Origin of the sequence: Micromonospora sp. B11E3 (genome assembly GCF_039871625.1) — a bacterium.
Taxonomy (GTDB): Bacteria; Actinomycetota; Actinomycetes; order Mycobacteriales; family Micromonosporaceae; genus Micromonospora.
On record NZ_JBDPMC010000014.1, the window covers coordinates 91,244 to 115,024 of the forward strand.

Here is a 23,781-nt window from a genome sequence, read left to right on the forward strand (position 1 = left end):
GGGCCGGTACGATGCCCGCATGAGCTCAGAGGCGGTTGGCAGGCACATGCCTCCGGTCGTGACGCTCGATGACCTCACCGCGATGATGGCCGCGGACGAACACCACCGGTACGAGATCAGCCCCGAGGGAGTCCTCTCGATCATGCCGCCGCCGGGATACGCCCACGCGATCATCGCGACCCGGCTCATGGTGTGGCTCGCCCAGGGCGGCGTCCCGGCGGACCGGGTGGCCCAGGCGGTCGGGCTGCGCATCCCGGGTCGCCACGGCGGCATCGGCGGACGCATCCCCGACCTGGTCGTCTGGAGCAAGGCTCAGGCCGACGGCGTCTGGCTGCCGGTCGCCGACGTGCTGCTCGTCGTCGAGATCATCTCGCCCGGCTCCGAGGGCGTGGACACGGTGACCAAACGCAACGAGTACGCCGCCGCCGGCATCCCGCAGTACTGGGTGGTCGACCAGGACCAGGCCCAGACCGTCACCATGCACCACCTGGACGGCGACCAGTACGTCGTCCGCGCGACCATGCCGCTCGCCTGGATCCTCAACACGAGCCCAGTGGAGCACGACCTCGCCTGAGTCGGGCGGCACAGCACATGGTCGCTCGCCCTTCAATGCCCCGAGGGTCAGCCATGCGAGTTCTCGGACGTTGGCGGGGTGCTGTGGGTCTGCGATGGCCACGACGTCGGGGGTGGGCCAAATGCGCGACGACCGGCCCGCACCGCCAGAGTGGCGAGGGCAGCGTTGGCGCCACCACCAATCACCGCGCCGATGCCGAATGGTGCCACTCGACCGAGAACGATGATTCCCTGCTTGGTCCCGTACTTCGTGATGAAGTGTCTCCCCAAGATCCTGTTGATCTGACGCAACGTCTCGACAGGCACCTTGGCGACAACCTGACGTCCCCAGTGTTGCCCCGTACGCTCGGCGACCTTGGCGATGGTGGCGGAGCCGGACCCGCCAAGCATGATTCCCATCACGATCGTTCGACGGCGCTCGATCTCGTCGATGCGGACTCCGTGGACTTCGGCGATCGAGAGCGCGAAGAGGGCGCTCAGCTCAAGAGATGAGAGAGCCTCGCCGGCCGACAGTGCCAGTGCGACACCCGTGCCGACGCCAGGCGCCGCTGCAGCTCCTCCAACCGCGGCGCCCGTCCCGGCCAAGGCGCTGACGTACATCCGCTCCAGGTTGCGGATTACCTCTGCTGGTGTCGCCTCTGGGTTCCGCTGGCGGGCCCGGGCGATGTTCTTGCGCACCAGTGGGCTCTGGATGGCGATTGCCTTGTCCAAGAGGTCGAGGACTCGCTGCCCACGTACGGCTTCCGGGGCCGGCCCGTCGAGGGCACCTGTTGCCATGCCTTAAACTCCTTAGGTCGTCACGTCCCAGCTGAGTCTCCACTCGACGAGCCGAGCGGACCTTGCGCCAGATCGTTGAACGGTGGACGCGTACTGGCGGGCGAGTTCGTCGATTGAGACGCCTGCGGCGTGGGCGGTTCGAACAGCGTCCACCTGGGTCGCAGTCGACCAGGTTACGCTGTGGCACACGGCCATCGCCAGACCCGGAGTGGCGTCCACAATGTACGGACGGTCACGCGATGGCCGGCCCACGTCCGCCCCTCGCACGGCGGCGGCCGTACTACGACGACCTGCAGCCGAGGGAAAGCGCAGCGGACGATGATCCACACGTTCAGGCTGAACGGTCAGACGTACCACCTCGACGCCGACACGGTCCGGGCCCGGTTGACGGACCTGATCCGGGAGGACATCCGCGATCACTGGGTCGAGGTCGACGGTGTGCGATGGCCGGTGAAGCAGGCGTTCGAGGCCGCGATGCGCGTTCCCCGGGACAGGTTCACCTCGCACATCGCCCTGCGGCACCTCCGAGCGGTCGGCTTTTCAACGAGCCGGTTGCCGGCCGAAGGCATGCGGCCCGAGACGAGCACTTCCGTCCCGGCGGGGGACACCGGGGCTGATCCGGCGGAGGCGTTCGCGACGCTGCTCAATTTCGTCGGATCGGCCGATCTGACCCGACGGATCGCCGACCTCGAAGCGCGGATGGACGGTGCCAACCGCCCGGCGGCCGCCGAGCTGGCCGAGGACTCCGGGATGAGCCTGGACCTCCTGCTCGCCGCGCTACTCGTGCGCAAGCACGCCGGCCGGCTCAGCGACATCATCCACGCCGCCGTCATCACGCAGGTCGTACCGCTGATCCTCGAGGAGGGCGAGCGGGTGCTGCGCCGGCCGTCGCTGGCTGCCGGCAACGACCCGAGCCGCCCGTACGACCTGGAGACCGACCGCAGGATCGCCGAGTTCAAGATGTCGGTCTGGAAGGGCGCGGACGCGATGCGCCAGCGTGGCGCGTTCGCCGACCTGGTGCATCTCGCACTGGACCAGTCCGGCCGGCGGGCCCAGCTCTTCGTCGCCGGGCCGCCAGCGATCCGCTTCCTGCGCACCGCGAAGGGCACGGCGGCCTGGGCTTTGAACCGGTCCTCACCAGTGCTGCGGCGGCGGTTCGAGGAGCGTTTCGGCTCACTGGACGTGCCGATCCGCGACTTCACCGCCGGCCCGGCGGGGCACGTCGAGCTGATCGACCTGACCGAGCTGCTGCCGACGATCGCCCAGGAAGTCATGTGACCGGCGACGGCCGTCGCCCCTCCACATGATCGGGGCAACCATGTCCGCGCTGACAGCCGAGGTGAAGGACGCGCAGAGCCCGGTGGCCCGGTGGCTGCGGTCGACGTTTCCGCACCATCACGACGTGCAGGCCGACTACCGGGAGGCGGCCGGTGCGGCCGTCGTGCTGCCGTCCGCGACGGTCGCGCTGGGCACCCAGGGCGCGGCCATCGACTGGTGGTTGCGGTTCCTTGTCGACCCGGCGCCCTCGATCGCTCTCGCTGCGGCCGGGCTCCGCGCACGTCGGGTGCCGTGCCGGCGGGCGGGCCTCGAGCTCCTGCACGACCTGGGCGCCGTCGACGACGAGGGCAGGTTCGTCGGGCGGATCCGACCCGACCGGTTCGCCGATCGGCCGGGCGAATGGTGGGCGCGAGTGTCGTACGCGCTGGCGCTCCTGGTGGAGTTGTACCGGGCGCCCAGGATTGACGGCTCCCGTCTGATGCGGCTCGGCTCGGAGAGTCGGGCGGCGGATCTGCTCGCGCTGGCCAACGCCGACGAGGTCGCCGATCTGATCGCCATGCGGGACCTCGGGGTCGAACGGCTGCTGCCGGCGTTGCCGCCCGGCCCGGTGGTGACCGGGTCGACGTTCGACGGCAGCGCCGACCTCAACGCCGACGCCGATCTCATCGTCGGCGGGGTGCTGGTGGACTTCAAGGCCGGGCAGGGAGGCAGGCCGCGGGCGGACGGCAGCCGGGCCGCGCAGCTGGCCCGGGGAGACCTGGACCAACTGCTGGGGTACGTGCTGCTGGACTACTCCGACACGTTCACGTTGGATACCGTCGCCATCTACGCCGCCCGATTCGGCCACTACGCCGCCTGGCCGCTGGCGGAACTGTGCGCCAGGATGGCGGGCCACCCGGTCGACCTCGCCGCACTGCGGCGGGATTTCGCCAGGGTCGTGCAAACGGAACTGCCGACTCGCGCGTGAGTCATCGGCCAGCGGCGGTAGGTTCAGCGTCGGGTGGATCCGCCGCCGAACGAGATGCCCCCGTGGACGTCCCGCGCCTGCACCACCGAGCCGTGGACGTCGCCGGAGACCGAGTTCGCTACGCCGCCCGTTCCGGCCGTGACGGTGGCTTCGGCCTGCGTCCAGCGGGCACGCAGCTCGGCACCGAACGCCGGGTCGCGCAGCGCCTCGCCTTCCAGGACCTCGACGAGACGACGGGTGGCATCCGGTGACGGCTGGCGGAGAGCCCCCTCGACGGCCTCCCGCGCCGCCGGCTCGTGCCGGAACCGGTTCCGCAGGAATTCGATCAGGGAGGACACCGCCTGCCTGCCGCCCTGGGCCAGTTCGGTGGTCGCCCACGCGACGAGTGTCGTCGCGGCGGTGACCATGATCGGGTCTGCCATACGCTCACCTTCGGGCCATCGCACCCGCGGCCGCACGCGCGACCCCTGGGCATCCACCATTCAGTAATCTCGATGTTACTCTGGGCGCTCACGAGTGATAGCCCGAACAGGAGGCCAGCATGAGCGGGCAGCGCTGGGAGGCGGATCCGGCGGCCGAGCTCACGCGGCGCTGGGGCAAGTCCGCGCATGAGCTGGGTAACACGTCCGGCGACGGCAGTTGCCCCGACGTCTGGGAGTTGAGCAACGGCGACGTGGCGATGATCGGGCAGGATCTCACCGAGACGTACCGGGGCCGGCTGCCCGACGGCGTATCGGTGGATCCGGGCGAGCGGCTTATCATCGTTCCCCGGTCGACCATGATCGCCGCGAAGGTGGACATACCTGATGCATGATCTCACCGGCGGGGATCCCGGCGAGCGGCTCAGCCTGGACGACTACTGGGCCGATTTCGAGGATCGGTTCTGGAAGAGCGCCGCACCGGGTTTCTGGAAGCTGGAACGGCAGCAGACCTTCAAGGAACCCTACGACGAGGGCTGGCGGGCGTTCGCCGACGGGCGGTGGGAGGAGTCGCTACGGATCCTCGACGCCCGCCGCCCCGAGTTCCGAAACTACTACCGGCGCATCGCCGACAACGGCTTCGCCACCCGACGCGTGCGCGTCGTGGAGCAGCCCCTCACGCCGTATCTCCAGTGGGAGCTGCACGTGCTGCTGCTCCGCCACGAACACGGCGGGCTGACCAGCGTGGTCGGTCCCGACGCGGTGGCGGCGGCCGAGTCGGGCGGCCCGGTGCCGGAGATCTACACCCTCGGCACCGAGGTGATGTACGAGGCGGTCTACGACGCCGACGGTGTGCTGGCGGCCGCCCGCCGCTGGCGTGACCCCGAGCTGGTGGGGCGCTGCCAGGCGTACATCGAGTCCCTCTACCACGACGGCGAGCCGCTGGACGAGTTCTTCGCCCGCGCGGTCGCGCCGCTGGAGCCTCCCCGGGTGGGGTGAGACGTGGGCGGCGTCGGGCCGAGCGGATCGGAGCGGGGGCCGGAGCAGGTCAACCGGTCCGAGCTGTCCGGCCCCGCCGACCTGGTCCAGGCCCGCGACGTGTACGGGGGCGTGCACTTCCACGGCGGCGAGGCTTCCCAGGGCCCTCCCCCACGGCAGCTCCTCGGTGACGTACGCGGTTTCGTCAACCGGGTCGAGGAGCTGCGGGCGCTCAACCGGCTGCTGTCCGACGGCGGTCGAAGCGCCGACGTCACCCTCTCCGTGATCACCGGCACCGCCGGGGTCGGTAAGACGGCGCTCGCCCTGCGCTGGGCGCACAGCGTCCGGCACCGGTTTCCGGACGGGCAGCTCTACGCGAACCTGCGTGGCTACGACCCGGGCCAGCCGGCCCGGCCGGAGCAGGTGCTCGACCGGTTCCTCCGGGCCCTCGGCGTGCCGCCCACCGCGATTCCCGCCGACCCGGAGGACCGGGAGGCGCTCTACCGCTCCCGGCTGGCCGACCGGCGGATCCTGGTGGTGCTCGACAACGCCGCCACCGTCCGGCAGGTACGTCCGCTGCTGCCGGGCACGGACACCTGCCTGGTCGTCGTCACCAGCCGGAGCATGCTCTCCGGGCTGGTGACCCGCGACGGCGGACGGCGTCTGACGTTGCGCATGCTGTCCGAGGACGACGCGGTCACGTTGCTGCGCCGCCTCACCGCCGAGTACCGCAGCGGCGACGACCCCGACGAGCTGACCGAACTGGCGCGGCTCTGCGCACGGCTCCCGCTCGCCCTCCGGATCGCCGCCGAGCGTGCGGCGAGCCGGCCGCTCATGCCGCTGCGCGAGCTGATCCAGGACCTGCGCGACGAGTCGGCCCTGTGGGACGCCCTCACCGCCGAGGACGACGAGGAGGCGGACGCGGTCCGTGCCGTCTTCGCCTGGTCGTACCGCGCGCTCGGCACGTCGGCGGCCCGGCTGTTCCGGCTGCTCGGGCTGCACCCCGGCCATGACGTCAGCGTCCCGGCCGCCGCCGCGCTGGCCGGCGTTCCGGTGTCCCAGGTGCGGCAGGCGCTCGACGCGCTGGTCACCGCCCACCTGCTGGAGCAGAACGCGCCGGGGCGCTACCAGCTCCACGACCTGCTCCGCGCCTACGCCGTCGACCAGGTGCGACAGTTGGAGAGCGCGCGGGAGCGCCAGGCCGCGCTGCGCCGCGTACTCGACTGGTACCTGCACACCACCGACGCCGCCCTGGCCCGGACGCTGCCGTTCAACCGCACCGTACCGCTGGATCCGCCGACCGACGTCGCACCGCTGGCCTTCGCGGACGGCGCGGAGGCGGACGCCTGGTTCGACGCCGAACGCGACAACCTGGTGGCCTGCACCCGGGCCGCCGCGGCGGACGCCCCGCGGACCGCCTGGCGGCTCGCGGCGCTGCTGCGCAGCGTCTTCATGCACCGGAACGCCTTCGACGGCTGGTTCGCCACGGCGCGGACCGGGCTGGCGGCGGCCCGCGCGCTCGGCGACCGGCGCGGCGAGGCAGAGGCGCTGGAGAGCCTCGGCAAGGCGCACTTCCAGGCCCGCCAGCTGACCGAGGCCGCCGAGCACCACCGGGCGGCGCTGGCGATCCGGCGGGAGACCGGCGACGAGCACGGCACGGCGGTGTCGGTCAACGCGCTGGGGCTGCTGGGCCTGCGCCACCGCCGGCTCACCGACTCGCTCGCCCACTTCGCCGACAGCCTGGCGATCTTCGAGCGGCTCGGCGACCGGCGGTGGCAGGCCCTGCTGCTGAGCAACCTCGCCGAGACCCGCTACGAACTCGGCGACCTGACCGAGGCCGTCGCTCTGCTCGACCGGGCGCTCCCGGTGCAACGGGAGATCGGCGACCGGGGGCAGGAGGGAAACTCGCTGTTCTTCCTGAGCATGACCCTGCGCGAACTCGGGCGCACCGACGAGGCCAGGGCCGCGATCGAGCAGGCGCTCGCCATCGCCGAGGAGGGCGCCAGCCCGGTCTGGCTGGCGCACTGGCTCGTCGAGTACGCGCGGGTCCAGCGCGCCCTCGGCCGGCCCGGCGAGGCGCTGGAGGCGGCCCACCGGGCGGCCACGATCCAGCGCCGGCTCGGCGACCGCAGCCGGGAGGCGATGGCCCTCGACGGCGCCGGCGAGGCGTACCGGGAGCTGGGACAACCGGACCAGGCGATCGCCTTCCACCTGCGTGCGGCGGCCACCCACCGGCAGCTCGGCGACGACTGGCAGTCGGCGCTCACGCTCGACCACCTGGCCGCCGCGCTGGTGGCGGCCGGACGCCCCGACGAGGCCCCGCACCACCTGCGGGAGGCCCGCTCCCGGCTGGCCGGTTTCGACGACGCCCGCGCTGCCGCGCTCCGGGAGCGCATCGAGGCGTCGCCAGCCCCGTGATCAACCCCCGATGCATTGACACTCTGGAATCTATAACTCACGCTGAGTGTCGGACTCGGCAGGGCAGGCGTGCTGGGGGTGCAGATGAACTTCGATTCGCTCGTACGATCCCTCGGCCGGGAATCGCTGCTGGTGGTCCAGTCGTCCGACGCGCTCGCGAGCAGCGTGGCCAAGTCTGCCAAGGAGCAGGCCGAGCGCAACGACGCGTACGCCTACGGCAAGCCACCCACTCCTGTTCGCCTCTCCAGGCCGTTGCGGACCAGCCCCGCCCAGGTGCTGCACGAACTCGGTGTGGCGACGACGTTCCTGACCGCGTCACCGTTGGCCCAGGTGGCCAAGCACTGGGCGCATGTCCGGTACTGCGCGACGCTGACGAACGCCCGCGGGCACCTCGCGCTGTCCCGGCACGCCGAGGACGTGGTGTATCACCACAAGGTGACCCAGTCCGAGCAGTTGGGCATCGGGCTGGCGCTGGTCGTCGCAAAGGCGGCGCTGCGCGAGCTGTACCCGGACTGGGAGTTCCATGCCGTCGATGCCGAGGTAGCCCTGAAGGCCGGCTTCATCACCGGCGTCGGCGACGTGGAAAGCGCCAACAACACCAAGAAGCGGCCCGACTATTTCCTGGTGGGGCACCATACCTCGGGCCGCCGCACCGATTTCAAGGTCGTCATCCTGGAGTGCAAAGGCACCCACGGTGCGAAGAACTTCGCCATCGAGCAACTCGCGCGCGCGTCCGTACAGGTGGAGGCGCTGAGGGTGGGGGGCCGCACGCCGCCGTCGCTGATGGTGGCCTCCTGCCTCGCACGGTCGCGGATAACCTCGTACGTACTCGATCCGCCCGGCGACGGTGGGCTGTGGTCGGGACCGAACCGCGACCTGGATGAACTGCTGCGCGGCAGCCCCGAGGACCAGCACTGGCAGCCACAGCAGGCGGCAACCGCAGCCGAGGACGCCCAGGAACCAGAGACCGCCGGAGGCGCAGCGGCGGCTCCCAGCGGTACGGCCAGCCCCGCCGACGAGGACCTGCCACCTGGCGCACCCGACATCTTCGAGATACCCGAGGAGCGTCGCGGCTGGTTCACCCAGGTACTGACCCGCGCTGTCGCCGCCGCCACGCTGCTCTTCGCCGGCAACAGCGCCGCCGCGCGCGACTACGCCACCCCTCGGCAGCGAGGCGATGACCTCTCCACCGAGCAGCCGACGCTGCTCGACCTCGACCCGCCCTGGGCGCTGAGCACCACCACCTCACTTCGGCTGCCGAACGGGCTCCGCCTCGAAGGCACCCGCTACCGCACGCCCCTACCGGACGGCAAGGTGCTCGAAGTCTTCCGCGGCGTGGAACGACGGCTCTACCGACACCTCGCCGACGGCGAGCTCGGGCCGTACCTGCGGGCGGCGCCGCGCACGTACCGGAAGTGGTCACAAGCGCGGCTCGACGACGCCGTGCTCTCCCTCGGTCGCGATGGCACCGCACTCGTCGTACGAATCACCAATGACCGCCGTGGGTGACCGCTGTCGGCCACACGGACAAAGAATCCGCAGCGAGGTGCCAAGTAGCTGACCAAGCAGGTGCAAGGGGGCGGCTGGCCAATGGCGACCGCGAAGCAGATGGAAGCGGCTCTCAAGCAACCACGGCCCGCTGTACGGGGTCGCCGTTCGCCAAAGTCGGTTAGTCGTCCGGCCGCGCGGGCTCCTCATCCGGACACGTGTCTCGCGTACGGGGTGGTCCCGTCGGCGCTGGGGAGGCACGACTCCACGCGGCGCCGGTCAGTCCTCGAAGTCGTCGGGCTCGTCCGTCAGCGGCAGCTTCGACCTGTCGGGTGGCCGGACCGGGGCCGGCGCGGGGGGAGCACCGAGGCCGGCGCGGTCCAACGCGTTGTGCAGGTTCCCGACCAGTTCCTTAAGCACGTCCTCACGCGCCTGGTGGTAGGCCAGTTGCGCTGCCGCTCCCGCGGCGGCACCCGCGCGCTCGTAGCCGCCCCAGGTGTCCAGATACTCGTACGAGCCGTTGACCCGACGCATGCGGACGACCCAGTACACCGACCCCTGCTTGCGTACCGTCCAATAGCTGCCGTCGGCCGTGTAGTTCCGATATGCCATGCCGAGGAAACTATCGGTCCCCGATCCCAGCCATCTCGGCCGTACGTCCACTTCGAATGCGCTGCTACCGACCTCCCGGCCGGCTGCGGCGGTCCTGTCCGACAGGCTCGGCAATCTCCACTCCATTCGTCGACCAACAACATTCGCGCAAATCGCGCCATGATGGCTCGACCCCGCACTGTCTTGTATGGTCATAGGCGCAGTCGCAGCGAATGATTGCCCACTCCCCCAGCAAGTTTCGGGCAACATTCCTATGTTCCACCGACACCAAAACGGATGTAACAAAATGCAACGCGGAGAGGGGCGGAGAGCGGATGGCCGATGACATGGGGTCGACAGTCCCGCGACGGCAGCTCGGGCGGGCGCTGCGTGAGCTGCGCACCGAGGCGCGGATGACGCTCGACGGGGCGGCGGAGGCGTTGCAGTGCAGCCGGCAGAAGATGTGGCGCATCGAGACCGGCCTCGGCCCGGTCCGCGCCCTCGACGTCAGGGCCATGTGCGAGCTGTACGGCGCGACGCCCGAGCTGACCGCCGCGCTCACCGCCCTGGCCAACGAGACCAAGGCCAAGGGCTGGTGGCACTCGTACGGCGACGCCATCCCCGACTGGTTCGAGCTGTACGTCGGCCTGGAATCCGCCGCCTCCCGCATTCGGCGATTTGACGAATCCCTGATCCCGGGCATGCTTCAGTCACGTGCTTACGCCCACGCGGTGTACCAGCACCGAGCCGAGGTCACCGAAGAGGAACGAGAGCGCCTAGTTGAAGTGCGGCTGCAGCGACAGACTCTGCTGCGTCGGCGGCTGCCGCTGGCGCCAAAGCTCGACGTGGTCCTTGCGGAGGCTGCGCTACTGCGCACTGTCGGGAATGCGCAGACGATGGCAGGTCAGCTCCGCCACTTGTTGACCATCGGCCAGTTGCCCAACGCGTCGATCAGAGTCCTTCCCCTCACCGCTGGGCTCCACAGGGGCGCGGAAGCAGGGACCTTCGTAATCCTCGACTTTCCGTGGGGCAAGAGGACTACACCGGAGCCCTCGGTCATCTACTGCGAGTCGTGGACCGGGGCGCTCTACCTCGATCGCCCGGAAGAGTACGCCGCCTACCAGCAGGTGTGGGCAAGCCTTAATGACCTGGCGCTCGATGAGGCACAATCGAGGCAGCTCATCAACAAGATCGTCGGGGAGGTTCACCATGGCTGAGCTCGCAGGCGCCCAATGGCGCAAGAGCACCCGCAGTGGCAGCAACGGGGGCGACTGCGTGGAGGTCGCCGACAACCTGCCCGGTCTTGTCGCCGTACGCGACAGCAAGGACCCGGCCGGGCCTGCCCTCACCTTCTCCCCCGTCGCCTGGACCAGCTTCGTCCGGGCGACCAAGACTGCGCACTGAGCCCTCAGACGGGAGCGCAGCCGGCAGACCTGCCGGACGCGCTCCCGTCGGGCAGCCGCTCAGAATGCCGCGTCTCCACTCGCCGGCTGGGCCGCCTGGTCAAACAGTGACCACTGATTCCGCCATGCCTCAACGTGCTCCGGGTAGATCGCCGTGTGCCGGCTGTTCGGGTTGCGCGGGCGAACGCCGCCGACGCTCGCCATGAACTCGTCGTGCCGCTCGCGCCCCCCCCGCTACGCAGGTCGTCTCCAGGTACGACGTAGAAGGCCCGCCGTCCGTCGGTCACATCCACCAGGACGTAGAGGTCCGTCGACATCGCCGTCATCTTGTCGATGTCGGCGATCATCCACCCGCCCTGCGCGGCGACCTGAACAGCCGCCGTCCTGCCGTTGATCTTCACGAACGTCTGCGGCCCGTCCAGGCTCGCCGAATAGCCCTGCAACAGGGCCTCGGCCACCGCGAGGTGCCGCCCAGCCTGGTGCTTCTGGTGGTTACTCGGAGCCATTTGCTCTCCTTGGCATGGCAGAAGGGGTAGCGGGCTACGACGGCTGCCAGCCCGCGTCGATTGCATCCTGAAGCCGCTTGCTGAACACAGCGTGCGCTAACCGGTACTCGTTCTCTCGATCCGCCTTGTAGAATGGCGCCACATACCCCTCCGGCATCGGATTCTGCTCAGGGTCATCCATATACGCCATAAGCTGCCTAAAAACCTCCTTGGACTGCTTGACACCCTGGGCGTGAAAGTCCCGAGCAATTTTGCGGCCAGCCGCGTCGAACCACATGTGCTGTTCATAGCTGTTGAGAACGGCATAACGTGCCCGGTAAATTGCTACAAGCCCATCGACGTCGATGCCTAGCCACACCGAAACCAAAGCGTCGATCTCGACGAGGGCAGCCCTTCGGGAACGCTCATCCCGTAACGCGTTACCTTGACTCCACTTTCGACTCAAGCCAGCGTTGAGCTGGTTCAGGTCCCGCCACTCGGCGGCCCAATTTTCAGAAATCTGCCAGCCGTGGTCAAACAACTCTTCCCAAAGCGGAGCATACGAGGTCGTCAAACAGTTCAGTCGTAGCACACGTAGCAGAAGTGCCGATGCCAGCGGATGGCCCATAGCGGCAATCGGAATGCCTCTGACCTCACCAGAATCAAGATGCTGTCTCCCCGCCACCCGCAACACATAGTCAAGGGGAAGGGCTGCCCAGAAACCAGCCTGCAGTGCGGTCATGCGAGGATCATCGAACGCCAGACTGCGGACGGCATGGATATGCGTTGGCCCGGGAGGCAGCAGGGCGCCGTAGAGGCTTCGTTCACCAGTTAATGAAATCATTTCCCGCCACATAAGGCGGTAAAAGTCAGTGCAAGGGCGGTCGCCCCACCGGTCCTGCACTGAGCGGTAACGATCGACTTCACAGTTACGGCGAAGATTGGTCCTCGGCACACAACCAGGAGATGCAGTCGTTAAATCCAAGCTTTCGTAGTCCTTGTTGCTCCGACACGGAATGTTCGGCTGCTTTGAAAGCGGAGCGCTAACACCAATGTGCGGCCCTTGGATTACTACATCTGCCCAACTCACGGGCTGATAGGTATCCCAACGGATAAGACCGTCTCGCTTGCCGTTCGTCTCGTTAATCCCACCGCTTACATGGTAGTCATGGCCGCCGAGTCGATGCTCAAAGCGAGCAAGAGCATCAATAGCCCCTTGCTCCGCTACGGTAACCGGATAGAGGAGCTTCGTCTCCTCTACAGGCGTCTCAGTATCACCTGACATCAAGCGCCATTCGGATAGCACCTCGGCGTCCACCTTGACGACTCTGGCAGCGTGAGGGCGCAGATCCCAATCGCCTTCATGCTTCAATCCAGGAGGGTCCCCTTTGCCATCGTGGCGGAGAGAGCCAACGAGGGTAGTCGGGTCATACAGGTAAGCAGACTGCCTAAAGCTAATCGTTCTAGCATGTCCGTAAACATGGACACCAAACTCTACATGATTGTCAACATCCGCAAACAGGTGCTGCTTTCTCTGATTCACGAAGTGGGCATGGAATCTCAAGCGCCGATAGCAAGCGGCACGAAGCTTACCTTCCTTAGAGCCCGTGAAATGAGAATCTGGATGCACCATACCAGAAATCCCCGCGCTTGAAAGGTTACTCCAAGACCTGACAGCGAAGGCTCGATAGAGATTTGGTCGCGTGCCAGAGAGCAGAGGATATGTAGCCCCACCCCCGAGATAGGCGACCGCAGCCGCGTTCTCCGCCATGGATGCAAGAAATCGGCAAGCCGTGTTAGGCACAGCAAGCAAGGAAGATCTGTTAATCTGCAAATAGTCTTCGGATGGCTTATCAGCGAGCTTGAACCACGGCTGCCATTCGGCAAGGACGGCTGGTTCGTCCCAGTCCAGGCGGACCCACGGCGGATTGCCAATCTGGAGATCAAATCCGCCCTTGGCAAAGGCGTGCGAAAAGGTGAGCTCCCAGTGGAAGAAGCCCTGCTGGTCGGCGATCTGTTCGGCGGCAAGAAGCCAGGGAAAACGGTCGGAGAGGGTCCAGGGTGCGTCAACGCCGATGACGCCGTCGAGCTTCTGCTCGAATTCGCTCATCTCGCCCAGGCTCGTGAGCTTCCGGCCAAGGAAGCGCTCGGTGTCCTCGTCCGCGTCGCGCCGGCCGACGAGAGCTTCGGCGAAGGTGAGCCAGTCGTCCAGGTTGGTCAGGGGCACCTGCTGGCGGAGCTGCTCCGCCACGGTCATCCGCCGCGTGCCGGTCGCCTTGGCCGGCAGCTTCATCTGCTGCGGCTGCACGTTGCCGAAGATGTCCGGGGCCTCGTAGACCACCGGTTCCTCGTACGCCGGCACCTCGCTGACGTGCGACACCTGGACGGGCGCGGCCGGGTACGCCGGATCGGAGCCGTCGAGCAGGCCGACCTTGTCGAGCGGCCAGAACCACAGCGCGCACCACACGTCCATCAGCGTCTTGAGCCGCCAGTACGGCGTGCCGGGCGCGGTCAGGTCGGCAAGGATCTTGTCCCGCTCCACCGCTCCCTTCACCGGCGGCAGGTCATCGGCGCCCCAGACCTTGATGTCGCGGCGGATCTCCTGCTCCGAGATGGCGAGCCGCTGCTGCACCAGGCCCCACAGGAACTCGACCCGCCGGGCCAGCGCCTGCAACCGTTTCACCTGCGAGTTCTTCCCCTTGGCGGACGGCGTGCGCTTCATCGCCGTACGCCATGCCTTGAGCTTGGCGGTCTCCTCCGGTGCCAGCTCGCGGGCCTCCTTCTCCCCCGCGACCGCGCCCCACCCGTCGGCGGGGAGCAGGAAGTGGTGGATGGTGCCCTCGTCGATCGGCCCGTCCCGGAACGGCTTCTCGCCCGGGGCGGTGGTGAGCCACGACTTGTCGGCGAGCTGTTCCGGGGCGTAGAGCTTGCGCCCGCAGCCGATGAGGGAGTTGCCGCGCTGGAGGTGCAGGCCGAACCAGGGCGCCTGGAGGCCGGCGTGCATGACGTTGAGCCACAGCGACACCTCGGCCAGCTCGACGGCGGTGCGGTTGAGGTCGACGCCGTAGCAGTTGTGCAGGGCGATGTACGCCTTCACCCGCTGGAGTTCGAGGTGGTAGTCCTCGGGGTCGAGGGTGGTATCCAGTTCCTTCTGGCGGCGGCGCAGGTATTCGGCGGCGACCTGGTTGATCGCCTCGTTGAGGAACGCGCCGGAGCCGAGCGCCGGCTCGCAGATCGTCCAGTCCAGCAGCTCGCGGGCGGGCGTGACGGTGTCGTCCTGGTCGAGGCGGTACTTCAGGGCGAGCTGGACGGTGACCTCGGTCAGCGACTGCGGGGTGTAATAGGAGGCGCTGGTCTGCCGGTCGCGGCCGGCGAGCCGATAGACGAACTGGCCCGGCTGGTAGCTGACCCGGCTGCGGACGCCGGTGTACGGGTCCTCCTTGTAGACGAAGACGCCGTCCTCGTAGTCGTCGACCTTCGAGGCCGGGATCATCCACGAGCCGTCCTTGGGGTCGCCGCCCTTGGCGACCTCGTAGAGCTGCTCGGTGGCGACGAATCCGGTGTACGACATCAGGCCCTCGTACACCGCGCCGAGCTGGTTGATGCCGAGCTGGGCGTACGAGATGAAACCGCCGCGCCGCTTCCTGCCGCCCCTGGTGAGCATCAGCCGGCGCAGCACCTCGTAGAGGACCTTGTTGCGCAGCCGGGTGTCGATCTTCGGGCCGTCCGGGTCGTCGGGGTCGCTGCCGGGCTCGGGGATGAGCCGGCCGATGAGCTTGGTCCGCTCGGGCAGGAACAGTTCGGACTTCATCGGTTCGAAGCGCAGGCCCTCGCCCTCGCTGGCCTTCTCGTCGACCTCCGCGCCGCCGCGCGGCCGGTGGCCGCCGTTGACCATGCGGAAGAGCAGGTCCAGCGACTCGTACAGGTGGAAGCCGCCCTCGGCCGACGGCGCGAGCCGGCGGGAAACGAGGTCGCCGACGCGGGCGAGGCTGTAGCCCTCGACGTACTCGCGGTCGTTGACCGGGAGCACGCCCAGTTCGGGGCGGGCCTCGGCGTAGAGCAGGAAGAGGATGCGGTAGAGGTAGCGCAGGGCCTCGCGGCCGAGTTCCTTGGCCAACTCGTCGAGGTCCATCACCTGCTCGGGCCGGTAGCCGGCCTGCCGGATCCGGTCGAGGACCTCGTTGGCGATGAGCTCGACGGAGACCTTCAGGCCCTCGCGCAGTTCGCTGGAGACGCCGACGGCGTGCTGGCGGGAGCCGGCGACCAGGTCGGCGAGGGGTTCGGTGCCGCCCTCGGCGGGCGGGCGCAGCGAGTCGGCGCCGAAGAGGGCGGCGACGACGTCGTACTCCTTGTCGTCGTTGCGGCCGTACAGGGTGTCGAGGCTGACGGCCAGGTAGCGGCCCTCGCCCCACGCGCTGCGGTCGGCGAGGGTGGCGACACCACCGCTGAGGATGAGCACGTAGCGGGGCGGCTGCTCGGCGGCGAACAGCCAGGAGGCGAGCTTGACGCCGGTGTCGATGGTCTCGTTGCCGGGCAGGGTGACCGGGTCGAGCAGCCGGCCGGCGCCGTCCGGGTCCTGGGCGGCCTCGGTGTCGACGGCCCAGCCGCAGTCCAGCGCGACGATGCCGTGCGCGGTGGTCAGCTCGGCGTGGGCGACGGTGATCTCGTGCTCGTGGCCGGCCCGCTCGACGGTGATGGTCTGCGGCCGCGGCTCGAAGCCGAGCGCCGTCAACAGCTCCTGGTGCAGCTTGCGCAGCCGCTCCGGGTCGAAGAACTCGACGTCGGTCAGCTCGGTCTTGGCGTCGAAGTAGGGCCGGCGCATGCCGCGCAGGCGGGTGCGCGGCGTCTGCGTGCCGGACTTCTCCGTCTCCGCCCACTGCTTGAGCAGGCCGCCCTTGAGGGTGGTGGGCAGCACCTCGGCGAGGTAGTGCGCGGAGAGGTATTCGCCGCGGTTGGTCAGCGACTCGAAACTCATGCTGCGCTCTCCGGGGACGGTACGAGGACGGCGAGCACCCGCAGCAGCGGGTCGCCGGCGGTTTCCAAACGGTCGAGCAGGTCGTGCTGCTCCTGGACGGTGGCGTCGACGCGCTGGCGGCGCTTCTCGCGGTGCGGTGCGGGCAGCTCGTCGAGGATGCTGGCCTGCCGGAAGTGGGTCAGCCGCTGGCGGTACGTCTCCAGCGGCTCGGCGTTGGCCTCGGCCCACTCGTCGCGCTTGCCCTCCAGGTGCTGCCGGGCAACGCCGACGGCCTGCGGCAGGAGCCGGGTGAGCGGTTCGAGCGGGACGGCCTCCGCGCGGTTGACCATCGTCGGGCCGACGTTGGCCTCGCGGAGGACGTCGTCCATGGGTCGGATCTCCGGCGACGTGGGCAGGCCGGACACGGCCATCCACTGGACCACGGTGGGCTGGCCGAGGCGGTTGGCGTAGACGCCCTGGATCAGGAAGACCGGGGCCGGCACGTCGGCGGTGAGCACCGGGGCCTGCTGGCGGCCGAGGCGGATCAGCACCTTGTCGACCAGCCAGTCGACCATGGGGTGGACGTCGCTGAGGAAGGCGATCTCGGGCCACATCGGCGTTTTGCTCTGCCGGGCCTGGTCGAGCTTCCGCTGGGCGAGCCGGCGGTCGAAGGTGACCTTGAGCCGCAGGTCGTCGCCCTCGCGGTGGGCGCGCAGGTAGGAGCGGGGCAGGTCGGTGAGCCGGTGCACGAGGTCGTCGGGGGCGAGGAAGGTCAGCAGTTCGTCCTCGCGGCGCAGGTCGATGTGGTCCTCGGGCCGGTCGTCGTAGATCTCGTGGAGGGCGGCGTCGACGAAATCACGGGTGGAGTCGAAGAGCCTCGGCACCCGGGCCCGGGGGACGTCCGCCGACACGGGCGCGGTGCCGACGTCGCCGAACAGGTCGGCCATCACGTCGACCTCGGCGTACGCGGCCTCGTACGACTCGTCGACGGTCTTGCCGGCCAGCAGGTCGCGGACCAGCCGGTCCTCCTCGGCCTTGGCGTCGAACTGGCCGGTCGCGGCCTCGACGCTGCCGAGGCTGCGGTGGGCGGCCTCCTCGCGCTGGAGGAGCTTCTGGGAGACGGTCCGGTCGTCCTTGGCGTCCTCGCGGCGGGAGGTCAGGAGGAGTGCGCGGAACTGCGGCTGGTGCTTCTGCCCGTACCGGTCGATGCGGCCGTTGCGCTGCTCGATGCGGATCAGGCTCCACGGTACGTCGTAGTGGATCAGGTGGTGGCACTGCTGGTGCAGGTTGACGCCCTCGGAGGCGACGTCGCCGGTGAACAGCAGGCGCACCTCGCTGCCGGCCAGCTCGAACTCCTGCAGGATCTTCTGCTCTTCGAGGTCGGGCACGCCGCCGTGCAGCACCCGGACTGCGCCGGGCTTGAGGCCCAGCATGCCGGGGACGACCTGGGCGAGCCACTTGATGGTGGGCACCCGCTCGGAGAACACGACCGCCCGGGTGTCGCTGCCCCTACCGACGCCGATCTCCGTCAGCTCGTCGACCAGCGCCTGGAGCTTGCTGGAGTCGCGGTCGGTCATCGCAGAGGTCAGCTCCGCGAGCCGATCCAGGGCCGCCCGCTCGGTGCCGGTGGCCTTCTTGCGCCGGTTGGTCACCGTCTCGTGCAGGGCGCGGTGGGAGGAGAGGAAGGACTTCAACAGCGTGTACGGGAAGAGCCGGTGCTGCCCGGTGATCGCCTCGTCGCTCCACTTGCCGGCGAGCCACACGTCGGTCAGCTCGTCGAAGATCTGCTCCTCGCGGTCGCTGGCCGCGCAGGGCACCGCCTGGGACGGGCCCCGGTCGGCCCAGCGGTCGCCGATCTGGTCGCGTACCTCCGGGCTGATCTTGGTGCGGCGGAGGTAGAGGTGGGCGATGTCCTTGGCCTCGTACTCCTTCTCGTTGGCGATGGCCGCCGGGTCGAGCAGCGAGATCAACTGGGCGAAGGACTCCCGGTCGCCGTTGTGCGGGGTGGCGCTGGCCAGCAGCAGCGCGTCGGTCTTCGCGGCGAGCCGGCGGGCCAGCTCGTTGCGCTGGGTGCCCTTGTTGATGAGGTTGTGCGACTCGTCGATGACGACCACGTCCCAGGTCGTCGCGTCGAGGTGGTGGCCGAACTGGCCGGCGTCCTTGAGGGTGTCGACCGAGATGATGGCCCGCTTGAAGTAGGTGAACGGGTTCCGCCCGGCGGGAATCTCCTGCTGGATGCGCTGGATGCCGGTCGAGTCGAGCCGCACCAGCGGGATCGCGAAGCGCGTCCAGAGTTCCCGCTGGAACTGCTCCAGCACCTGCTGCGGCGAGACGACGAGGATGCGGTCGCCCCGGCCCCGGCGGATCAGCTCGGCGAGGATCAGGCCGATCTCCAGGGTCTTGCCGAGGCCGACCACGTCGGCGAGCAGGATCCGCGGGCGCAGGCCGGACAGGGCCAGCTCGACCGGGCGCTGCTGGTAGGTCAGCGGGTCGAGCAGGAAGCGGTCGGCCAGGGCCAGGCCGCGCTCGGTGCGCGGCAGCGGCGTACGCCGGAGGACGGCTTCCAGGAAGAGCCGGCTCTGCCGGAACCGGGTCGACGTGTCCTGGACGAGTTCCGTCTCCTCGGGCACCAGCGGCGTGATCGGCTCCAGCTTCGTGAAGAACGTCGCCTCGACGTCCTGCACGAACTCGGAGACGCCGACCGCCTTGATCATGGTGCCGTCGGCGGTGCCCGTCTTGACGCCGCGCACCAGCCACTCCTCGTCCCGTACGACGATGCGGGAGCCCGGGGCGAAGGTCGCGTCCTGGGGGGTGGTCATCGGTGGAACCTCTCCTACAGCGTCGAACGGCGGGCGTACTGGCGACGGATCTTGTCGACCAGCCATGTCACGTCGGCCCGTGGGGCCGGGGGCCGCTCGGTATCGACGTCGTCCCGTTTGATGTCCGGCGTGGGCTCGGGGTCCTCGTCGATGACCGCCGGGTCCTCCGGATCGAGTTGCGGATCGTCCAGGCCCGGTGGGACGAACAGCTCGACGTCCCGGTCGTAGGTGCGGTCGGCGACCTCCCGCCGCAGGTCCACGACCGGTTTGCCGCTGGCGGCGGTGGCCACCGCCAGCAGGCGGGCGCGCACGTCGTCGAGACCGGGTCGAGCACTCGAATCGAAGGCGAGCATCATCCCGAGCAGGCCGACGAGCTCGTCCGGCACGTTGGACAGGTCGGGCAGGTCGTCGGGCTTGCTGATCCGAAGCAGGAGATTCCAGGAGTTCGTCGGTGGGTACAGGCCCCGCCCGGTGAGCGCGAACACCAGCGTCGCGGCCAGCCCGTAGACGTCGACGGCCGGCGTGAGATCCCGCTCGCCGCGCACCTGCTCCGGCGACATGTAGGCGGGCGTGCCGACCAGGGCGCCGGGCTCGGTGAGGTAGTTGTCCCGCTCCACGAGGACCGCCAGGCCGAAGTCGATAACCTTCGGCCCGTCGGGTCCGAGGATGATGTTCTGCGGCTTCATGTCCCGGTGCAGGAGCCCCACCTGGTGCACCTTGGCCAGGCCGTCGGCGAGCATGGCGCCGGCCATGGCGGCCAGCGGCAACGGCAGCGGGCCGTGGGCGTCCACGTACTGACGCAGGGTGGCTCCGGGAACGTACTCGACGGCCAACCAGGCCGGGTCGGCGTACGGGTCGGCGTCCTCCAGGCGGGCGACCCGGGAGCCGTAGACCAGCTTCAGGCTCTCCACCTCGGTGGCGAACCGTTCGCGCATGGTCTCGTCCTGCAGCAGGTGCTGCCTGATCACCTTGATGGCGACCCGGTCGGCGGTCGGCGAGACCGCGAAGAAGACCTCGCCCATGCCGCCTGAACCGAGGGGCCTGACCAGTTGGTAGCCGCCGATGTTGCCCAGCGTCACCCGTTCTCCCTCATGATGCCCGCGCACGTCGTCGCGTCCGTCGCCGTCCACGAGCGCCCGACGGACGCACGACCGTACAACGTTGAGTACACAGCGAGACACCATCCGATCGGGGTGTCCCATCCCGCGAACGGGCGGCCATGTGTCACGATGAGCCGCCTTCGGGGCGAATTGCGCCGCTGGCCAGGCCGTCGGCGGTGAGCTGGACCAGTTCGGCACCCAGCGACGCCGCCTGTCGGATTGCCGACTCGAAGGCGTCCAGGCGCCGGAACGCCTCGCCGTGCGCCCGCTGCTCGTCCAGCGACAGCCGCCGCACCTGCGCCCGCCGGATGTCGAACCGCAGCGTCCCCGACAGGCTCGACGCCTGCTTCTCGTTCGCCGACGTCCGCAGCTGCCCGGCGAGGAACCACGGGTCCAGCGCCGCCGGGTTGGGCCGCAGCAGGTAGAGGTTGCGCCCCAGCAGCGCCCCCTCCACGGTGACCACCCGGGCGGTGAGCTGCCGGGCGATCATCGGCACCACGACGTCCCCGGCCGCGAGCCGGATCTGCTGCCCGAGCCGGCCGTCGTCGCTGCCGGAGGGGCCCTCGCCGTTCAGCACGTCCTGCACAGTCAGCACCGGTGGACCGCCGGCTGACGGCTCGCCGCTCTCGGCGGACGCGGCGCGGATCGGGCCGAGCAGGTGCAGCGCGCCGGCGCGGGCCAGCTCCCCCACCGTCAGGAACTCCCCCTCCGGGCCCTCGGGCACCGGCGTGACCTGCGGCATCAGCGCCGGCAGGTCGCCGACGACGGCGGCCAGCCGCTCTCTGGTGCGTACCAGATGCTCTCCGGTGGCCGCCCCCGCGACGGCGGGTTGCCGGCGCGCGGGGGTGAGGTCGACCTCCTCGTCGAGCAGTTCGATCACCGGGACCGCGCGGGCGAACCCGGCCTCCTCGATCTCGGCGTCGGGGGCGGCGGTGAAGGCGCGCCAGGCGGCGAGGATCCGTGGGCCGGTCTCGGTCAGGTCGCCGCCGGCGGCGTCGACGAGCAGCGTCCGCGCCGGTGGGGGAGCGTCGGGCGCGGGCCGCCGCAGCACCCACAGGTGCAGTGGTACGCCGTGCGGCGCGGCCGCCCGGGGCGGAAGTGCGATGACGGCGCGCAGGACGCCGCGGCGCAGCAGTTCGGCGCGGATGCGTCGGCCGGCGCGGCGGCCGGCCACGGTGGGCGGCATGAGCAGCACGGCGTGCCCGCCGGCCCGCAGGTGGGCCAGGGCGTGCTGGGCCCAGGCCAGCTCCGGTTCGGTACGCGGGGTGGTGCCGACGATCCAGCGCGGGTCGTGGCCGAGTTCCTCGTCGCCCCAGTTGCTGACGCCGAACGGCGGGTGGCAGGCGACGGCGTCGAAGGTGCGGCCGGCGTACGCGTCGGCGCGCAGCGAGTCGCCGGTGCTGACCTCCCCGGGCACGTCGCGCAGGGCCAGCCACAGGCCGGCGAGCCGGGCGAGGTCCGGGTCGAGTTCCTGCCCGTACGCGGAGGTGCAGCCGGCGCGGACGGCGGCCCGGAGGGTGGCGCCGGAGCCGGCGGCGGGGTCGAGGACGGAGCCGCCGCCGACGCCGGCGAGTTCGATCATGAGGTCGGCGAGGTCGTCGGGGGTGGCGAACGGGCGGCCGGGGCCGGGGGCGGAGAACCGCTGCCACAGCTCGTCGAAGGCGCCCTGCGGGCCGAGTTCGTCGGCGAGCGCGTCGACGTCGGGCAGCAGCGGCTTCAGGTGCGGGTCGGCGGATCGGCGGGGGCGCTGGCCGCGTTGCCGGGCCAGCAGCAGGGCGCCGACGGTGGCGAGACCGGCGGCCGGGGTGTCGCTGGCCGCGGCGAGGTGCCGCCAGAGGCGGTCGGCGGTGGCGAGCTCGGGGAGCTTGCCCTGGGCGCGCAGCCACTGCTCGACCTGGGCGAGGTCGAACTCGGGGCTGGCCGGGGTGCCGCCCACCGGGGCGGGGAAGTCGGCGTGGCGCTTGCGCCAGTTGCTGACCGCGGCGCGGCCGACCCCGGCGAGCCGGGCGATCTCCGCCGCCGTGATGGTCGGTGTCTCCTGCACCTCCGCAGTGTGTCACACCCGTCAAGCATCATGTCTGTTGACAATGTTCACGGGCGATGCTCTCATTGACGCCGCCACGTTCACAGCAGGAGGAAAACGATGCGCAAGACCACGACCCTCGCCCTGATCGCCACGGCCCTCGTCGCGCTGGGCTGCGGCGCCGGCAGCACCGACGAAGGCGCCACCAGCAAGAACGAGGGCGGCACCAGCAAGGTCGAGGCGGGCGGCGCGAAGGGCGAGGAGAAGACGGAGAAGGCGGCGAAGACCGCCAAGATCGGCCAGCCGGCCCGGGACGGAAAGTTCGAGTTCACGGTGAAGTCGTCGAAGTGCGGCGTCAGCAAGGTCGGCACGTCGATGCTCGGCGACAAGGCGCAGGGCCAGTTCTGCCTGATCACCATCAAGGTCAAGAACATCGGCAAGGAGCCGCAGACCCTCGACGGTGGCAGCCAGAAGGCGTACGCGGCCGACGGCACCGAGTACTCGTCGGACACCGAGGCCGGCCTCTACGCCAACGAGGAGCAGAGCACCTTCTTCGAGGAGATCAACCCCGGCAACCAGGTGACCGGCGTGTTCGTCTTCGACATCCCGAAGAACGTGAAGCTCACCAAGCTCGAGCTGCACGACTCGATGTTCTCCGGCGGCGTGACGGTCTCCCTCACCTGATCCACCACTCGGCCGGGGCGGGCGCGATGCCCCGCCCCGCTCCTCCCCCACCCGCCACATCACGTCAGTTCACGGAGAGACCGTCATGACCGATCCGACCTCCCACAACCCGGCCGACGAGCCGGCCGACCAGCCGCAGCCGGTGGACGAGCCGTACACCTCGCAGGAGGCACCGCCGGCCGGCCCCAACCTGGAGTCCTCCACCTTGTCCCCACGCTCCACCACCCGGACCTGGCTCGTCGGCGGCCTCGCCCTCGCCGTCGCGCTCGGCACCGGAGTGGTGATCGGCGCGGTCACGGCCGGCAACGGCGACCCGGCCGTCAGCGCCGTGGACGGCTCGCCCTCTGCCACCGCGAGCAGCGCCGCGCACACCTCGGCCGCGCCGACGACCGCCGCCCCCACGACAGCCGCGCCGACCAGCGCCGCGCCGTCGCTCACGAAGACCACTCCCCCAGCGAAGCCGAAGCCGCCGTCCTACCAGACGTTGAGCGAGCGGCGGTGGAAGCTCGTCGCCAAGAACCCCGACGCGTACCTCGGCAAGACCTACGTGGTGTACGGCCGGGTCACCCAGTTCGACGCGGCAACCGGCACGGACAGCTTCCGGGCCGACGTGGCGCACCGGCGCATGGCCGACGAGTGGGACTACGAGACGAACACCATGCTCACCGGGTCGGACTCCGACCTGGAGGACCTGGTCGAGGACGACACCTTCCGCGCCAAGGTCACCGTGCTCGGCTCGTACAGCTACGACACCCAGATCGGCGGCCAGACGACCGTGCCGCTTCTCCAGGTCGACTCGATCACGGTCCTTTGATTCCCCGCCC

At 69.7% G+C, this 23,781-nt stretch carries 19 protein-coding genes; 11 read left to right on the forward strand and 8 right to left on the reverse strand.

Annotation, left to right across the window (positions count from 1 at the left end; genetic code table 11):
* Nucleotides 1-19 precede the first annotated feature (19 nt).
* Nucleotides 20-574 carry a Uma2 family endonuclease gene (locus ABGB16_RS10590; RefSeq protein WP_347667816.1) on the forward strand — a complete coding sequence of 185 codons (555 nt, stop codon included), beginning with the start codon at nucleotides 20-22 and terminating at the stop codon, nucleotides 572-574.
* Nucleotides 575-621: 47 nt separating this feature from the next.
* On the opposite strand, the gene ABGB16_RS10595 is transcribed toward ABGB16_RS10590, so the two are convergent.
* The gene (locus ABGB16_RS10595) at nucleotides 622-1,350 is read right to left on the reverse strand and encodes a hypothetical protein (protein ID WP_347667817.1); all 729 of its coding nucleotides are present in this window, start codon (nucleotides 1,348-1,350) and stop codon (nucleotides 622-624) included.
* A 180-nt stretch (nucleotides 1,351-1,530) separates the two neighbouring features.
* Between ABGB16_RS10595 and ABGB16_RS10600 the strand changes: the two genes are divergently transcribed.
* Nucleotides 1,531-2,628: a hypothetical protein gene (locus ABGB16_RS10600; protein ID WP_347667818.1), complete on the forward strand. Its 1,098-nt coding sequence runs from the start codon at nucleotides 1,531-1,533 to the stop codon at nucleotides 2,626-2,628.
* 40 nt (nucleotides 2,629-2,668) lie between these two features.
* Nucleotides 2,669-3,595 (forward strand): hypothetical protein, encoded by a 927-nt coding sequence (locus ABGB16_RS10605; RefSeq protein WP_347667819.1) that lies wholly within the window; start codon nucleotides 2,669-2,671, stop codon nucleotides 3,593-3,595.
* Nucleotides 3,596-3,618: 23 nt separating this feature from the next.
* Here the strand turns inward: ABGB16_RS10605 and ABGB16_RS10610 are convergent, their stop codons facing one another.
* The gene (locus ABGB16_RS10610; RefSeq protein WP_347667820.1) at nucleotides 3,619-4,017 is read right to left on the reverse strand and encodes a hypothetical protein; all 399 of its coding nucleotides are present in this window, start codon (nucleotides 4,015-4,017) and stop codon (nucleotides 3,619-3,621) included.
* Nucleotides 4,018-4,136: 119 nt separating this feature from the next.
* Here ABGB16_RS10610 and ABGB16_RS10615 point away from each other — a divergent pair, with 119 nt between their 5' ends.
* The 4 genes from ABGB16_RS10615 to ABGB16_RS10630 all read left to right on the forward strand — a co-directional run bounded on the left by ABGB16_RS10615 (nucleotide 4,137) and on the right by ABGB16_RS10630 (nucleotide 8,919).
* Nucleotides 4,137-4,409, forward strand: a complete 273-nt coding sequence (locus tag ABGB16_RS10615; protein ID WP_347667821.1) for a hypothetical protein — start codon at nucleotides 4,137-4,139, stop codon at nucleotides 4,407-4,409.
* A complete protein-coding gene (locus tag ABGB16_RS10620) occupies nucleotides 4,402-5,013 on the forward strand; it encodes a DUF6879 family protein (protein WP_347667822.1) in 612 nt (203 codons plus the stop codon). Before ABGB16_RS10615 ends, ABGB16_RS10620 begins: the two co-directional genes overlap by 8 nt.
* A gap of 3 nt (nucleotides 5,014-5,016) precedes the next feature.
* Nucleotides 5,017-7,410: a tetratricopeptide repeat protein gene (locus ABGB16_RS10625; protein WP_347667823.1), complete on the forward strand. Its 2,394-nt coding sequence runs from the start codon at nucleotides 5,017-5,019 to the stop codon at nucleotides 7,408-7,410.
* 69 nt (nucleotides 7,411-7,479) lie between these two features.
* On the forward strand, nucleotides 7,480-8,919 hold the full coding sequence (locus ABGB16_RS10630; protein ID WP_347667824.1) for a hypothetical protein: 1,440 nt from the start codon (nucleotides 7,480-7,482) through the stop codon (nucleotides 8,917-8,919).
* Nucleotides 8,920-9,177: 258 nt separating this feature from the next.
* On the opposite strand, the gene ABGB16_RS10635 is transcribed toward ABGB16_RS10630, so the two are convergent.
* On the reverse strand, nucleotides 9,178-9,510 hold the full coding sequence (locus ABGB16_RS10635; protein ID WP_347667825.1) for a hypothetical protein: 333 nt from the start codon (nucleotides 9,508-9,510) through the stop codon (nucleotides 9,178-9,180).
* Nucleotides 9,511-9,824: 314 nt separating this feature from the next.
* Here ABGB16_RS10635 and ABGB16_RS10640 point away from each other — a divergent pair, with 314 nt between their 5' ends.
* Both ABGB16_RS10640 and ABGB16_RS10645 read left to right on the forward strand, forming a co-directional pair.
* Complete coding sequence (locus ABGB16_RS10640; RefSeq protein ID WP_347667826.1) at nucleotides 9,825-10,706, forward strand: helix-turn-helix transcriptional regulator; 882 nt, start codon at nucleotides 9,825-9,827, stop codon at nucleotides 10,704-10,706.
* A complete protein-coding gene (locus ABGB16_RS10645) occupies nucleotides 10,699-10,893 on the forward strand; it encodes a DUF397 domain-containing protein (protein WP_347667827.1) in 195 nt (64 codons plus the stop codon). The genes ABGB16_RS10640 and ABGB16_RS10645 overlap by 8 nt, the downstream gene beginning before the upstream one ends.
* Before the next feature lie 4 nt (nucleotides 10,894-10,897).
* Here ABGB16_RS10645 and ABGB16_RS10650 read toward each other — a convergent pair whose 3' ends face one another.
* The 5 genes from ABGB16_RS10650 to ABGB16_RS10670 form a co-directional block, all read right to left on the reverse strand.
* Entirely contained in the window at nucleotides 10,898-11,398 is a 501-nt protein-coding gene (locus tag ABGB16_RS10650) for a hypothetical protein (protein ID WP_347667828.1), read from the reverse strand.
* A gap of 34 nt (nucleotides 11,399-11,432) precedes the next feature.
* Nucleotides 11,433-16,352 (reverse strand): class I SAM-dependent DNA methyltransferase, encoded by a 4,920-nt coding sequence (locus ABGB16_RS10655; protein ID WP_347667829.1) that lies wholly within the window; start codon nucleotides 16,350-16,352, stop codon nucleotides 11,433-11,435.
* Nucleotides 16,349-19,150 (reverse strand): DEAD/DEAH box helicase, encoded by a 2,802-nt coding sequence (locus tag ABGB16_RS10660; RefSeq protein ID WP_347667830.1) that lies wholly within the window; start codon nucleotides 19,148-19,150, stop codon nucleotides 16,349-16,351. The genes ABGB16_RS10655 and ABGB16_RS10660 overlap by 4 nt, the downstream gene beginning before the upstream one ends.
* 14 nt (nucleotides 19,151-19,164) lie before the next feature.
* Entirely contained in the window at nucleotides 19,165-20,229 is a 1,065-nt protein-coding gene (locus ABGB16_RS10665) for a serine/threonine-protein kinase (RefSeq protein ID WP_347667831.1), read from the reverse strand.
* Between the two features lie 145 nt (nucleotides 20,230-20,374).
* Nucleotides 20,375-22,294, reverse strand: a complete 1,920-nt coding sequence (locus ABGB16_RS10670) for an N-6 DNA methylase (RefSeq protein WP_347667832.1) — start codon at nucleotides 22,292-22,294, stop codon at nucleotides 20,375-20,377.
* A 99-nt stretch (nucleotides 22,295-22,393) separates the two neighbouring features.
* On the opposite strand from ABGB16_RS10670, the gene ABGB16_RS10675 reads away from it, so the two are divergent.
* A complete protein-coding gene (locus ABGB16_RS10675) occupies nucleotides 22,394-22,957 on the forward strand; it encodes a DUF4352 domain-containing protein (RefSeq protein ID WP_347667833.1) in 564 nt (187 codons plus the stop codon).
* 85 nt (nucleotides 22,958-23,042) lie between these two features.
* A complete protein-coding gene (locus ABGB16_RS10680; RefSeq protein WP_347667834.1) occupies nucleotides 23,043-23,771 on the forward strand; it encodes a hypothetical protein in 729 nt (242 codons plus the stop codon).
* Nucleotides 23,772-23,781: the final 10 nt, after the last annotated feature.

What these genes read in the sequence shown, in the direction of transcription:
- ABGB16_RS10610 (WP_347667820.1), bottom strand. Translation starts at nt 4,017, where the DNA reads ATGGCAGACCCGATCATGGTCACCGCCGCGACGACACTCGTCGCGTGG.
- ABGB16_RS10620 (WP_347667822.1), top strand. Translation starts at nt 4,402, where the DNA reads ATGCATGATCTCACCGGCGGGGATCCCGGCGAGCGGCTCAGCCTGGAC.
- ABGB16_RS10615 (WP_347667821.1), top strand. Translation starts at nt 4,137, where the DNA reads ATGAGCGGGCAGCGCTGGGAGGCGGATCCGGCGGCCGAGCTCACGCGG.
- ABGB16_RS10590 (WP_347667816.1), top strand. Translation starts at nt 20, where the DNA reads ATGAGCTCAGAGGCGGTTGGCAGGCACATGCCTCCGGTCGTGACGCTC.
- ABGB16_RS10655 (WP_347667829.1), bottom strand. Translation starts at nt 16,352, where the DNA reads ATGAGTTTCGAGTCGCTGACCAACCGCGGCGAATACCTCTCCGCGCAC.
- ABGB16_RS10675 (WP_347667833.1), top strand. Translation starts at nt 22,394, where the DNA reads ATGCGCAAGACCACGACCCTCGCCCTGATCGCCACGGCCCTCGTCGCG.
- ABGB16_RS10595 (WP_347667817.1), bottom strand. Translation starts at nt 1,350, where the DNA reads ATGGCAACAGGTGCCCTCGACGGGCCGGCCCCGGAAGCCGTACGTGGG.
- ABGB16_RS10660 (WP_347667830.1), bottom strand. Translation starts at nt 19,150, where the DNA reads ATGACCACCCCCCAGGACGCGACCTTCGCCCCGGGCTCCCGCATCGTC.
- ABGB16_RS10635 (WP_347667825.1), bottom strand. Translation starts at nt 9,510, where the DNA reads ATGGCATATCGGAACTACACGGCCGACGGCAGCTATTGGACGGTACGC.
- ABGB16_RS10645 (WP_347667827.1), top strand. Translation starts at nt 10,699, where the DNA reads ATGGCTGAGCTCGCAGGCGCCCAATGGCGCAAGAGCACCCGCAGTGGC.
- ABGB16_RS10650 (WP_347667828.1), bottom strand. Translation starts at nt 11,398, where the DNA reads ATGGCTCCGAGTAACCACCAGAAGCACCAGGCTGGGCGGCACCTCGCG.
- ABGB16_RS10605 (WP_347667819.1), top strand. Translation starts at nt 2,669, where the DNA reads ATGTCCGCGCTGACAGCCGAGGTGAAGGACGCGCAGAGCCCGGTGGCC.
- ABGB16_RS10640 (WP_347667826.1), top strand. Translation starts at nt 9,825, where the DNA reads ATGGCCGATGACATGGGGTCGACAGTCCCGCGACGGCAGCTCGGGCGG.
- ABGB16_RS10680 (WP_347667834.1), top strand. Translation starts at nt 23,043, where the DNA reads ATGACCGATCCGACCTCCCACAACCCGGCCGACGAGCCGGCCGACCAG.